The organism is Dyadobacter psychrophilus, assembly GCF_900167945.1.
Classification (GTDB): Bacteria; Bacteroidota; Bacteroidia; order Cytophagales; family Spirosomataceae; genus Dyadobacter; species Dyadobacter psychrophilus.
Map to the genome: position 1 here is coordinate 211,536 of NZ_FUZA01000003.1, position 13,937 is coordinate 225,472.

The window sequence follows — 13,937 nt, forward strand, 5'->3', positions numbered from 1 at the left end:
AAAATATTCTATCCCAACTGAGTATTTGTGCAGCATAATCGGATAATGTAATAAAAGCCGCATATGCATTCCAGTTCGTCCAACCTTTTGCAAGCTTTGCTCACCAACCCCGATTTCGTTGCCTGGGCAAATGGCGGGCGGCCGGAGGACGACGTAAAATGGAACAACTGGGCCGCGGATGATCTTGAAAAGCTGGAAACAATTGCTATCGCGAGAGAGCTGCTGGAATCTTTTCAAGTTGCCAACACTAATATTTCGAATGAGCACATTACAAATAAGGTAAGCCAGGCGCTGAATACGGCTAAACGGATCGAAAGCGAACAAAACTTGCGTCGGATTAGCCCGTTAAGAAATCTCAATTTTACAGTCTGGAATGTTGCCGCGACGTTGGTAACATTGCTGGGTTTAGGTTTGGCAATTTTTGGAATTTATAAAAACAAACATTCAGAAACCGGCCTGAATAGCAATGTAGCCAAAGTTGAAGATGCGGATGCATTTACCAAAGTCATCAATAAAGATCGGGCTGTAAAATATGTGCGGCTATCTGACGGAAGTGCCATTGTTTTGCATAAAAATAGCAGCATTAGCTTTCCGAAACAGTTCACAGGCCCGGTGCGTGAGGTTTTCCTGACTGGCGACGCGTTTTTTGAAATAACCAAAAATCCCGACCAGCCATTTTTTGTTTATGCCAATGAGCTTGTGGCAAAAGTGCACGGAACGAGTTTCAGCATTAAGGCAGGCCAAAGCGAGTCGAAGGTCATTGTGGCGGTTAAAACCGGAAAGGTTTCTGTGTTTTCTAAAAATGATTCGAAGGCGGAACAATACAAAAAAGACAAAGGTTTGCAGGCGTTCCTGCTCACACCTAACCAGCAGGCAACATTTGAACGCAGCCAGTTTAAGCTGTCGCGACTGGCACTCAGCAGCCCTATATTGTTAAACATTCCTATTGAAAATCAAGACTTTACTTATTCAGAAACACCGGTTAAGGACATATTTTCTGCATTGGAAAAAGCATACGGTATTCACATTCAATACAACGTGGAAACGATGTCCGAATGCAGTGTTACGGCCACATTGGGTGATGAGCCGCTCGAAAATAAATTGAAATGGATATGCACGATCCTGGAAGCAGAATACGCCATTAATGATGACCAGATAACGATAAAAGGAAGCCCTTGTAAATAATTATTCACCTAAACCCAACCATTTGACCTGAAACAAAAAGTGAATGATGCGTCAACATCATTCACCTGTATTAACCCCCTCTCTATGCTGGCGCTAAGAAGATCCCCGGACTGGAAGTCCTAACGGGACAAGGGAATTATTTTGCTGATTTTTTATGACCACCAAAACAAACAAAAGTATGAAAAAAACCTTTTACCGGCAGAATTACCTGCTTAAAATTATGAGAATCAGCCTCATGCAAATGTTGATCATTACCATGTTCTCCGGGCTCTCCTATGCATTCGATGGCTTCGGCCAGGAAGTGCTCAGCCGCAGGTTGACGATCAACATTAAAGAACAGAAAATTGGAACGGCACTGAATCAGATCGGTAAACTCTCGGGCGTCAATTTCATGTACAGCCCCGAACTGATCGGTTCGCAACGCACGGTAACATTCAGCGCAAAAGAAGAAAAGCTGGAAGCCATCCTGAATAATTTCCTGACGCCTTTGCAGGTTACTTATGAAGTTTCGGGCAAGCAGATCCTGCTGAAAAGAGCACCCTCCAAATCGGGCACTGCTCCTGCTCAAAGCTCCGGCTCATCTAATAAATTGAACCCTTCCGTTGACGTACCCGTCAAAGGAAAGGTCATTGATGCAACGGGAGGCACTATTCCGGGAGCAACTGTGGTTTTGAAAGGCAGCTCATCGGTGGGAACAACCACGGACGCGGAAGGCACATTCTCGCTTACCGTGCCGGATGGCAGCACCACATTGGTTGTATCTTCCATCGGCTTTCTGACCCAGGAAGTGGACATTACCAATAAATCACAGGTTGACATTACGCTGCAATCTGACGTGAAAGCGCTGACCGAAGTGGTCGTAACCGGTTATTCTTCCCAATTCAAAAGAGACATTACCGGCGCCGTTTCAACGGTGGACGCAACGGAATTGACCAAAGTGGCCGCACCAAACGTTGCCCAGCAATTACAGGGCCGTGTTGCAGGTGTAACTGTGACATCCAATAATACGCCGGGTGGAGAAGCGACTGTCCGTATCCGCGGTTTTGGAACAATTAATAACAACGACCCTTTGTACGTGATCGACGGTGTGCCTACCAAAGGCGGCCTTAACAGCATTAACCCAAACAACATTGAATCCATGCAGGTGTTGAAAGATGCATCTTCGGCTTCTATCTATGGTTCAAGGGCTGCTAACGGGGTTATTATTATTACCACCAAAAAAGGAAAAGCAGGTGCGCCTAGATTTACATTTAACTCGCGTGCAGGTTTGCAAACGGGTAAAATAGACCTTGACTTGATCAAAGACCCACAGCAATTTGGTGATCTTCTTTGGACACAGCGCAGAAACGCCGGTGTTTTGACAAATGGTAATCCTTCGCATCAGCAATATGGCAATGGAACAAGTCCTGTTGTTCCTGACTACATTCTGGCGGGATCGAGCTACGGACTTCCTGAGGGCGACCCGAGAGTTGATCCTTCCTTGTACAATTATAACCGCGCCGGTTTTTACCAAATTGTGAAAGCGAACAAAGAGGGAACCGACTGGCACGAAGAAATCCTTCGTCCGGCTGCAATCCAGGAGTATAACGTGGGTGCAACCGGCGGAACTGAAACAGGCCGTTATGCAATCGCATTCAACTACTTCAAGCAGGATGGTGTATTGATCCACACTTCGTTCAACCGCTATTCCTTACGTTCAAACACTGAGTTTACGTTCAAAAAACGCATTCGCATCGGCGAGAACCTGGAAGTTAGTTACACAGAGAATAAAGGATACTACAACAACAACGGCACAGCAAGCTCGGCAAACAACCAGGATGGCAACCCGATCGGAAACGGATATCGTATTCCCTCCATTATCCCGGTTTACGACATCATGGGCAACTTTGCGGCAACACGCGCGGCTGGTCTTGGCCCTGCTACCAACCCGGTTGCCCAGCTTTGGCGGACACGTAACAATCAGACAAACAACTTCCGTGCATTTGGTAATGCTTATTTGGAAGCAGATATCCTGAAAGATTTAACGTTTAAATCGAGCATTGGTATCGACATTACAGCGGCAAATCGCGTAGGTTACACATTATTGGATTTGGAAGAAGCTGAAATCGAAGCAGCGAATGCATTGACTAATGCAAATGCTTACGATATCAACTGGACGTGGTCTAACACATTGAACTACAACAGAAATTTCGGTGCGAACCACAAACTGGGCGTCTTGCTTGGAACGGAGGCCATCAAAGGAACTGGGCGCGATTTCAATGCGACACGTACAACATTCTTCTCGGAAGATCCTCAGTATATGTTCCTGAGCTCAGGAACTGCGGGTATCAACAATGCTGGCGGCGCTTATGAATGGGCACTTTTCTCCATTTTTGGAAAAATCAACTACGCTTTGAAAGACCGCTATTTGCTTGAAGCAACAGTTCGTCGCGACGGTTCTTCCCGCTTTGGACAAAACAACCGGTATGGAACATTCCCTGCATTCAGCGCAGGATGGAGACTTTCCGAAGAAGCATTTCTGAAACCATTGACCTGGCTGGATGATTTGAAAATCAGAGCGGGCTGGGGACAAACGGGTAACCAGGAAATCGGTAACTACAACGGTTTCAGCACGTACCGTTCAAGTTTAAACCTGTCGTCCTATGCCATCGGCGGCGGTAATAATGCGGTTGAGCCAGGTTTCGACACCGAGGCATTTGGTAATCCTGATGCAAAGTGGGAAACGACAACACAGACAAACATTGGTTTGGATGCGACGTTCCTGAAGGGAATGTTCAACTTCAATCTTGACCTGTATAACCGGACCACTTCCGATATGCTCTATCAGGTGGCTTTGCCGGCGACACAAGGTTCTGCAACGATCCCATTTGTGAATGTGGGTGAAATGAACAACAAGGGAATTGACCTGGCTTTGGATTTCAATAACAAAGCCTTGAATGGTGACCTGACTTACTCGGTAGGCGTGAATTTCTCGACTTACAAAAATGAAGTGACCAAGCTGAATAACAGCGCATCGGCAGTATTGCTAGGTCCTGCGATCCGCAGCTACACCTGGACGCGCTCGGTGCCCGGCATGCCACTTTATTCGTTCTATGGCTTGCAGATCGACGGAATTTACCAGAATCAGGGAGAAGTAGATAATGGCCCAAAATATCCGGGTTACGCTGCTGTGGGTAAGTATAAATATCAGGATACGGATGGAAATGGCACAATTACTGATAATGACCGGGTATTCCTCGGCAATCCACATCCGGACTTTACCTATGGTATCAACCTGAACGCAGGTTACAAAAACTTCGACGTATCGGCATTCTTCCAGGGTGTGAAAGGCAACCAGATCATTAATATGGTGAAACGCTGGGTAGATTTTAACAACCAGGCTGGTAACAGAAGTCTTCGCATGCTGAACGACTCCTGGACTCCTGAAAACCCAGATGCAGTATTGCCCATCCTTGATGCAAACGACAGCCGCAGCCAGCAGCCTTCCAGCTACTTTGTTGAGGACGGATCTTATTTTCGCATGAAAAACCTGACGCTGGGTTACACATTGCCAGCTGGTGTTTTGTCAAAGATCGGATTTGAAAGTGCGCGCATTTATCTGCAAGCGCAAAATCTGTTCACTATCACCAAATACAGCGGCATCGATCCTGAGGTTACGTCGGTTGGTTCGTCACCTGGATCTACGGTGTTGGGTGTTGACCAGGGCAACTATCCGAATTCGAAAATGTACCAGGTGGGTATCAATTTCGGATTTTAATTGAGGTAAATCTTATCTGTGACGTCATAACAATACAAATATGAAAAAGAGCATATTAACAGTAATGATCTGCGCGGGATTGATGACATCCTGCGGCAAGGAGTTTCTAGAAACCACTCCTTTGGGAGTCGGTAACCAACAATCACTTTCCAACAAAGCCGGGGTCAATGCGGTTTTGGTAGGTGCATACAGCTTGCTCGATGGAGTGGGTTCAGGATTTAACTTTTCATCTTCGGTCAGCAACTGGATCTACGGATCAGTGGCCTCCGACGACGCTTACAAAGGCAGCGACGTAGGTGATCAGTCGCAGATCACGACGATCGAGCGGTACATTTCCCAGGCGGACATTGGAGCCTTCAACGACAAATGGGTAACCATTTACGACGGCGTTTCCCGTAGTAATGACGCACTTCGCCTCATTGCCGCAGCTACGGATATGACCGATGCGGAAAAAGCGCAGGCATCAGGAGAAGCCCGTTTCCTTCGCGGCTGGTACCATTTCGAAGCAAAGAAAATGTGGAACATGGTCCCTTATGTGAATGAAACTGTTACCGACTACATCAATCTTCCGAACGACAAAGATATCTGGCCGGAGATTGAAGCTGACTTCCAGTACGCAATTGATAATCTGTCTGTTACAAAAGCACAGGCAGGACGCGCCAGCAAGTGGACTGCAAAGGCGATGCTCGCCAAATCGAAAATGTACCAGCAGGATTACACCGGAGCCAAGCCGCTTTTGGATGACATTGTAAGCAACGGACCTTTCGCGCTTGTGAACAGCTTCCATGAAAATTTCCGTATCACCACGGAGAACAATTCGGAGTCCATTTTTGAAGTGCAAATGTCAGTTGGAGACGGCGGACTCGGTCAGAACGGAAGCTGGGGCGACAACCTGAACTTCCCTTACGGATCAGCCCCTGGCGGTTGCTGCGGATTTTTTCAGCCGTCGCAGAATTTGGTCAATGCATTCAAGACCGACGCGGCTGGGTTGCCATTGCTCGACACATTTAATGACGTGGACGTAACAAACGACGAAGGACTTTCTTCAACAGATGCCTTCACGCCTTACACCGGCACTTTGGACCCACGCCTGGACTGGACCGTAGGCAGAAGAGGCTTGCCATTCCTGAACTGGGGCGTGCATCCGGGTAAAAACTGGATCCGTGATCAGACTTTTGGCGGGCCTTATACATTCAAAAAATTCTTTGCTTACAGTGGCGAAAACGCGGGAGCAGAGTCTCCGCGTGCTAATGCCAACAATTATCGTGCAATCCGTTTTGCGGATATTCTGCTCATGCGTGCAGAAGTTGCAGTAGAGGAAAACGACCTGGCTACGGCTTTGAAACTGGTTAACCAGGTGCGTACAAGAGCTGCCAATGTAGTGGTGATGGACGCTTCCGGCAAACCTGCCGCCAATTATCTGGTAAAACCTTACCCGGCATTTGCTAACAAGGATTATGCAAGAAAAGCAGTTCGTTTCGAGCGCCGTGTAGAACTTGCAATGGAAGGTCACAGGCACTTTGACCTGGTTCGCTGGGGCGTTGCGGATGTAGTTTTGAATGCTTACCTGGCCAAAGAAAGCAAGAAAAGAACTTACCTGAGCGGAGCTACATTCGTAAAGGGCAAAAGTGAATATTTCCCGATCCCCCAAGCGCAGATCGACATTATGGGATCCAATGTATTGAAACAAAATCCCTGACCTATTTGGACAAAGCAGGCTAATCATTTAACTTGCTTTGTCACAAATTTTTCAAATTTTAGTTATATAAATCTATTCCTAAACCTTTACACAATGTCATTCCATTTGAACGCAAATAAAGAAGGTGAATCCCGCCGGACATGGTTAAAGACTGCGGCGCTGGCAGGCGTGGCGGCAGTTGCAGGTAAGTCTGTTGAGGCGCACGTCGCCGAACACGTTCCTGCAAAAGTGCCAGCAAGAAGAATCCCGATTGCCGTTTCCACCTATTCCTACTGGCATTTTGGAAAAGAAAAATATCCGGTTGAAAAGGTGATCGAAGACGCTGCAAAGCTCGGCTTTGACGGCGTTGAAATTCTGCATCGGCAAATGGAGAATGAAACTGTGCCGTATATGAACAAGCTGAAAAGGCTTGCTTTTGATAATGGCTTGTCGCTCCCGTTACTTTCTATTCACCAGAGTTTTGTTCAGCCAAAAGCTGAGGACCGCAAGAAAGACATTGAGCATACGGTTAAATGCATCAATATGGCTGTCCAAATGGGCATTCCTGCTATTCGTATGAACACAGGAAGCTGGCGGACTGCCAAGAGAGACGCCAATTATTACAAAGACGGTAAGGAGCCGCCGATCGAAGGTTATACGGACCAGGATGCCATTAAATGGTGTATTGATTCGATGGGTGAATGTCTGGTCGCCGCAGAAAAAGCCGGCATCGTACTCGCCATTGAAAACCACTGGGGCCTGTCTTCCAACATCGATTATTTGCTTGAAATTTACAAACCACTGGCATCCTCGCCTGCTATGGGCATGAACGTGGACACAGGGAACTTTGTAGGCGATCCGTATCCGCAGTTTGAGCGGTTGGCACCATACGCAACGATTGTTCAGGCTAAAACTTACTACGGAGGCGGCCACTATTACGACCTGGACCTGGATTATAAGCGCATCGCAGACATTCTGCGCAAGGCCAATTTCAAGGGATATATTTCATTGGAAATGGAAGGAAAGGAAGACGCCGCTACGGCCGTCCCCAAAAGCCTGAAATTGTTCCGGGAAGTATTCAGCTGATCCCTAAAAGACAATCATAATTATATTCTGTAGTTAATAAAGTGCGGCTTCCTTGAATTCGCACTTTTTTTGTGCCACGAATGCACTAACGCGCACGAATGCATTTGTGTATATTCTCGTCCGCCACTGCGGCGCATCCGTGGCACACTTTCAATTCCCGCAACGCCGTGAAGAACCCCTGACGATCAATTCCGTTTTCAAAACACGCTTTTCTGGAAGTATAACGTCTTCATCATCAACTAGCTGCAAGATCCAATCCGCCGTAGTGCGCCCGATTTCGTAGGTGGGCTGCCGAACGGTCGTTAGGCCGGGGCCAATGTAAGCTGATTCCGGATTATCGCTAAAACCAACCACACCCAGCTCATCGGGAATACTGATTCCTTTCTCTTTTGCCATGAGCATGATTTCAATAGCCGAAGAATCATTCACTGCGAAAATAGCATCCGGACGGTTGGCCAGATCCAGCAAATATTGGCCGTAAATCCTTGCTTTTTGCTGCGTTAACATGCCTTGAATGATCATATGATCTTCGATGGTTTTGCCGTGCTTTTCCATGGCAGCGCGGTAACCGCGAAGCCGCTCCTGGCTGACCAGCAAATTCAAAGGCCCTCCCAAATGTGCGATCCTTTCATAGCCATTCATAATCAAATGTTCCACTGCCAGAAACGAAGCCTCAAAATCATTCACAACAACTTTTGGAACATTGATCTGCTCACAAACGCGATTGAAAAGCACAAGCGGAATGCCCCGCTTTTCGAAGACACTCAAATGGTCAAAATTATTGGTTTCCTGCGTCAGCGATATTAAAAGACCATCAATGCGGTTGGCAAGCATCGCCTTTGTATTGGAAATTTCAACCTGATACGACTCATTGCTCTGCATAATCGTCAGGTTATAACCCGCATTGGTTAGCACCTCGTGTGCGCCTATGATCACATTGGGGAAGAAGGGGTTATGAAATTCCGGAACGATCATTCCAATCGTGTTTGTCTTGCTTTTTACCAGGTTGTAGGCAAGCTGGTTTGGCTGATAATCCAGCTGCAAAGCTTTGTCCAGTACTGCTTGCCGCGTCTCAGGATTAATGTCCGCATGCCCGTGCAACGCTCGCGATACAGTTGAATTTGAGACCCCCAACGACTTAGCAATGTCGATGATCGTTGTCTGATGACGCCGGCGCTTCATCACCGACGATGCAGAAACGTCTTTTTCCGATTGGGTGAAATAGTAATTGCAGGTTTTGCATAGATAGCGTTGCTTGCCTCTCACGTAACCCGCTTTCATAATGCTATCCACCTGCTCGCACTTCACACATTTGATCATCTTCTTTGTACTATTTTAATATTTAAGGGGCATTGAGACAATTTTACGCACCCAGTCAGGCTTCGCCACAAAAATATAAAATTCTTATATTAAAAAGTCAGAAAACCATATATCGGTAACGTCTTCGCAAACGTTCCCGATAGTTTTTGATTTAAATCCATAATTAATAGGCTTATTATCGGCTTGATTTCAGCTGCCAGCGCTTCTATATTTATGTAGAACCAGCTGTTTGCACCGTTTGAGATTATCTTTTCAAGTTCATCAAATCCAGGATCTCAGCCCTTTCAACCAGTCTGATTTGCATTATTCCTATTTGATCCACATTTGCTTTAACCCTAATAACTAGTATATGAAGAGAAGAATACTTGAATCATTTTTGCTGATGGTCCTGCATCTTGGCCTGACGCATGCAACACTCGCGCAGTCCGGCACTGTGACGGGAAAAGTTACCGATGAGAAAGGCGAAGGAATTCCCGGCGCAAGTGTGACCGTAAAAGGCACACAGCAAGGAACATTAACCACGGCGGAAGGCACATATTCTATTGAAGCCGCCGCAAACGCAACGCTCGTTTTCTCATTTGTTGGCTATTTAGGACAGGAAATTGCCATCAATAACCGCACAACCATTGACATCAATTTAAAAACCGACACCAAGGCGCTTGAAGAAGTGGTCGTAGTAGGTTACGGAACCCAGCGGAGAGTTGAAACAACCGGTTCGATTGCGTCCGTGAAGGCAGAAGATCTGGTACAGACACCCGTTGCCAACATTGCGCAAGGTTTGCAAGCGAGAGTTTCGGGCATGCAGATCAACCAGAACTCGGGTGCTCCCGGCGGAAACATTAGCGTGCGGATTAGAGGAACGAACTCCATCAACGGATCATCAGAGCCACTCTATGTGATCGATGGGATCCAGATCTCCAATGGTGGCGGCATAACGGATGTAAGCCCGCTTTCAACCATTAATCCCAATGATATTGAGTCAGTCGAAGTCCTGAAAGATGCTTCTGCTTCCGCAATTTATGGCGCCAGGGCTGCCAATGGTGTTGTTTTGATCACTACAAAGCGTGGTAAAAGTGGAAAAACGACAGTCACATTTGACAGTTATTATGGCACGCAAAAAGTGAACAAACAGCTCGACGTTTTAAACGCTTCCGAATTTGCTCAGCTGGAAAATGAAGTGTTTAAAAACAACTATTATCCAGACCCCGCTTCCCTGGGCGAAGGCGTCAACTGGCAAAACTACATCTTCCGTAAAGCGCCGATCCAAAACCACCAGCTTTCCATCAACGGTGGAAATGAGAAAACGCAACTGGCATTATCCCTCAACTATTTCGACCAGCAGGGAACATTCATTGGCTCGTCATTTAAGCGTTATTCTTATCGTTTGAACCTGGATCACAGGTTAAGTAAAAAGGTAAAAATAGGCACCAGTATTTTAGGGAGCTATTCTATTAATGATGGGATCCAAACCGGCGGAGAGAACATTGGTGATGGCGGCGCAGTACTATCTTCTGTTTTGGGAGCGGCTATCGGCGCACCGCCTACCCTGCAACCTTATCGCGAAGACGGCTCTATTTTTCCTTTCGGCGAACAAGCTGGCGGCCAGTATCGGGAGGTTGTAAACCCGCTCAATTTTGCAGCAATGGTTTTGAACCGGGACATTAAAAGGACGTTGGCCAACCTATATGCAGAGGTAAATTTTGTCAAAGGACTTACTTATCGTGCTTCTTTTAACATTGACCAGCGCGGCGAATTGTTCAACTCCTACTCACCCAGATCGATTGTCAATAAAAGTGACTTGAATGACAATTCCGGGTCTGGTTCCAAAGGAAATGGAAATTTCCTGGCGCTGCTCCACGAAAGTATTTTGACCTACAATACAAATTTTGGTAAAAACCACACGTTCAAAGCCACAGCGGTTTTTGGAACCCAGCTAGAACAATCGAACTCCAACAACCTGAACGCAACGGGCTTCCCGAACGACGCCACCCAAAATGAAGCATTGCAGCTCGCATTAACGCGCACCGTAAGCAGCAGTCGCAGCAGTCAGCGCCTGGATTCTTATCTGGCACGTATCAATTACGGTTTCAAAGACAAAATTTTCCTCGATCTCACAGCCCGCGTTGACGGTTCCAGCAAATTCGGGGCTAATCATAAATATGGCGTATTCCCGGCCATTTCAGCGGCTTACCGACTGATTGAAGAGCCATTTATCAAGGACGTAACCTGGTTGTCAGACCTGAAACTCCGCGGAAGTTTTGGAATTACGGGAAATGCGGGTGGCATAAATCCCTACCAATCACTTTCAACTGCCGCTTCCACAGGCAGCGATTATCTCATCAACCATACTTATGTGACCGGCATTAATCCCACCGGAATTGCCAATCCGGACCTGCGCTGGGAACGTTCAAACCAGGCTAATTTAGGGCTTGACGTGAGTTTGTTGAACAACCGTGTGAGCTTTATCGCAGATGTGTATCATAAGAAGACCGACGATTTGCTTTACATCAAAGGACTGCCACTGAGTGCCGGATATGGCTCTATAACAGGCAATTACGCATCGCTTGAAAATAAGGGACTTGAACTGGCAGTCAATGCGCGGATCCTGGACGGGAAATTGAAATGGGATGTTTCAGCCAACACAACATTCAACCGGAATAAAGTGCTGGATCTGGACGGCGGCGTGACAAAAGAGCGGTTCGTGACCACTTATACGGTTCTTTCGGTCGGCCAGCCACTCGGTATGTTCAAAACGTATGTTTTTGATGGGGTAAATCAAACAGGCGAAGCCATTCTTCCTGGTTATGACGGCCGCCTGGGTGGGCACAAGGTCAAAGATGTTACGGGCGACAATCAAATTACGGCGGCGGATCAGGTTATTGTTGGAAATCCTAATCCAAAATTCATTTATGGTTTTTCAACCAATCTCGCATTCAAAGGATTTGATCTTGGATTGTTTATTTCCGGATCACAGGGAAACGACATTTACAATGCAAGCCGCCTGTCTTTCGAAAACCCGCTGGGTCAGCGCAACTTGCTGAAAGGCGTTGTGGACCGTTGGTCGCCGACAAATCCCAGCAATCAGTTTGTGAGCGGGGCGCAAGGCGGAAGGCTTCCAATTTCGAGCTATGTGGTTGAAGACGGCTCTTATATTCGTTGCAAAAACCTGACGCTGGGTTACACATTACCACGTTTCAAGGGTGTGCAGGGCATTCGCCTGTATGTAAGCGCCAATAACCTCTTCACGATCACCGATTACAGCGGATACGATCCGGAGGTGAATACTTACGCAGGGTCCAACACGATCATTGGCGTTGACAACTTCGTTTATCCGCAATCCAGATCGTTCCTGGGCGGTATTCAGGTAACATTCTAAATCCTCATCACTGATTCAATTTTCGAAAATATGAGAAAAGCATTAAAAATAAGCGCAACGCTGAGCATACTCGGAGCCTCCCTCCTGCTGCCTTCCTGCGAACTGAACGAAACGATTTATTCGTCCATCTATACCGAAGATTTTTATAAAACAGCGGCCGACGCCGAAAAAGGGCTTGTTGCCGTTTACGGTGCACTTGGCGGGCTGGGCGGCGCTCCGGCACTGACGTTAGTTGCCGATTTTAGCGATGACCAGACTTATCCGCGTGGTGTTGTGGGACGTAACACATTGACAATGTTTACTTATGACGTCAATTACACAACCCAGAAAAGCAATAGCCGCGTAAATGAATCGCCCCAGCAGATCTGGCAGTCATGTTACAGCGGCATCGAAAAGGCGAATTGGGTAATTGCCAAAGTTCCGGGCGCCACCATGGACGAGCCGCGCAAGAAACAGGTTTTGGGAGAAGCGTATTTTCTACGTGCCTTTTATCATTGGTTTCTGACAAAAAACTTCGGTGATGTCCCTGTTAAAATTACACCAAGTTACACCGAAGCCGAAGCGTTAACGGCGAAGAGCCCGAAAGCAGAAGTTTACAAACAGATTTACCTTGACCTTGATCAGGCCACGTCGGCAGGACTCCCATCCTTTCCGGTAGTTGTAAAAGGGCGTGCGTCAAATGAGGCCGCGCTTGCACTTTACGCGAAAGTTGCGCTCTATAACGAGGATTATGCAACCGCATTGGCAAAAGCAAAATTGGTTATCGCTTCCAACAAACATGCCCTTTTGCCCAATGTTTGGGATGTGTATCGTTATGACAATGAGGACGCTGCACGTTTGGAAAACATTTTTGCCTATGAGGTTGACCCTGTGTCGCCAGGTTTAAGCCACCAGTTGGTTGGCCTTTGCGGCCCTCCGGGAAGCGCCGGACCCGAGTATGCGCGCACTTCCTTCGGTTCCATGTTCGCCTATCAATCGTTCTTCAATTCTTTTGATCCCAAAGACAAACGCAGAACGCTTCTGGACACCAACTACATTGACAAAGCCGGAAAAGTCGTACCGCAGAAAAGCATTACGCCGATTACTACGGAAGGCGTTTTGATCAAAAAATACCAGGATCCGGTTTCGACAATTGGCCTGATTCCGAACATTCCGATTCTGCGTATGCCCGACGTCTACCTCATCGCCGCCGAGGCGGAAGCGCGTTCAAATGGTGCGACAGCGGCTGCTTATGAATTCATTAATGTGGTGCGCTTGCGTGCAGGATTACCCGTTTTGAAAGCTGGCTTAACAAAAGATGCATTTATCGAGGCCGTTTTGCAGGAACGCGCGTGGGAATTTTTCGCAGAAGGGGATCGCTGGTATGACCTTACCCGCACCGGAAAGTTTTTAACTGTTATTCCAAAAGCGGTAAACAGCGTATATCCGGTCAGGAACGTAACTGCCAAAAACCGCTACTTCCCAATCCCGCAGGATGAGATCAATGCGAATGCGAAAATCGAACAAAACCCGGATTGGAAGTAAGCATTTTAAAA

7 protein-coding genes are annotated in these 13,937 nt (G+C 47.1%); 6 read left to right on the forward strand and 1 reads right to left on the reverse strand.

Annotated features, from left to right (window positions below):
* Positions 1–63 precede the first annotated feature (63 nt).
* The 4 genes from B5X68_RS14730 (at position 64) to B5X68_RS14745 (ending at position 7,706) form a co-directional block, all read left to right on the forward strand.
* A complete protein-coding gene (locus B5X68_RS14730) occupies positions 64–1,185 on the forward strand; it encodes a FecR family protein (RefSeq protein WP_082215513.1) in 1,122 nt (373 codons plus the stop codon).
* A gap of 178 nt (positions 1,186–1,363) precedes the next feature.
* On the forward strand, positions 1,364–4,942 hold the full coding sequence (locus B5X68_RS14735) for a TonB-dependent receptor (protein ID WP_082215758.1): 3,579 nt from the start codon (positions 1,364–1,366) through the stop codon (positions 4,940–4,942).
* Positions 4,943–4,982: 40 nt separating this feature from the next.
* Positions 4,983–6,641 carry a RagB/SusD family nutrient uptake outer membrane protein gene (locus tag B5X68_RS14740; RefSeq protein WP_082215514.1) on the forward strand — a complete coding sequence of 553 codons (1,659 nt, stop codon included), beginning with the start codon at positions 4,983–4,985 and terminating at the stop codon, positions 6,639–6,641.
* A 93-nt stretch (positions 6,642–6,734) separates the two neighbouring features.
* Positions 6,735–7,706 (forward strand): sugar phosphate isomerase/epimerase family protein, encoded by a 972-nt coding sequence (locus B5X68_RS14745; RefSeq protein WP_082215515.1) that lies wholly within the window; start codon positions 6,735–6,737, stop codon positions 7,704–7,706.
* 150 nt (positions 7,707–7,856) lie between these two features.
* Here the strand turns inward: B5X68_RS14745 and B5X68_RS14750 are convergent, their stop codons facing one another.
* Positions 7,857–9,026: a LacI family DNA-binding transcriptional regulator gene (locus B5X68_RS14750; RefSeq protein WP_082215516.1), complete on the reverse strand. Its 1,170-nt coding sequence runs from the start codon at positions 9,024–9,026 to the stop codon at positions 7,857–7,859.
* Between the two features lie 349 nt (positions 9,027–9,375).
* On the opposite strand from B5X68_RS14750, the gene B5X68_RS14755 reads away from it, so the two are divergent.
* Together B5X68_RS14755 and B5X68_RS14760 are read left to right on the forward strand one after the other, a co-directional pair.
* Positions 9,376–12,402: a SusC/RagA family TonB-linked outer membrane protein gene (locus tag B5X68_RS14755; protein ID WP_082215517.1), complete on the forward strand. Its 3,027-nt coding sequence runs from the start codon at positions 9,376–9,378 to the stop codon at positions 12,400–12,402.
* Positions 12,403–12,432: 30 nt separating this feature from the next.
* Positions 12,433–13,926, forward strand: a complete 1,494-nt coding sequence (locus B5X68_RS14760; protein ID WP_082215518.1) for a RagB/SusD family nutrient uptake outer membrane protein — start codon at positions 12,433–12,435, stop codon at positions 13,924–13,926.
* The last annotated feature ends 11 nt before the right edge of the window (positions 13,927–13,937 follow it).

What these genes read in the sequence shown, in the direction of transcription:
- B5X68_RS14730 (WP_082215513.1), top strand. Translation starts at nt 64, where the DNA reads ATGCATTCCAGTTCGTCCAACCTTTTGCAAGCTTTGCTCACCAACCCC.
- B5X68_RS14735 (WP_082215758.1), top strand. Translation starts at nt 1,364, where the DNA reads ATGAAAAAAACCTTTTACCGGCAGAATTACCTGCTTAAAATTATGAGA.
- B5X68_RS14740 (WP_082215514.1), top strand. Translation starts at nt 4,983, where the DNA reads ATGAAAAAGAGCATATTAACAGTAATGATCTGCGCGGGATTGATGACA.
- B5X68_RS14745 (WP_082215515.1), top strand. Translation starts at nt 6,735, where the DNA reads ATGTCATTCCATTTGAACGCAAATAAAGAAGGTGAATCCCGCCGGACA.
- B5X68_RS14750 (WP_082215516.1), bottom strand. Translation starts at nt 9,026, where the DNA reads ATGATCAAATGTGTGAAGTGCGAGCAGGTGGATAGCATTATGAAAGCG.
- B5X68_RS14755 (WP_082215517.1), top strand. Translation starts at nt 9,376, where the DNA reads ATGAAGAGAAGAATACTTGAATCATTTTTGCTGATGGTCCTGCATCTT.
- B5X68_RS14760 (WP_082215518.1), top strand. Translation starts at nt 12,433, where the DNA reads ATGAGAAAAGCATTAAAAATAAGCGCAACGCTGAGCATACTCGGAGCC.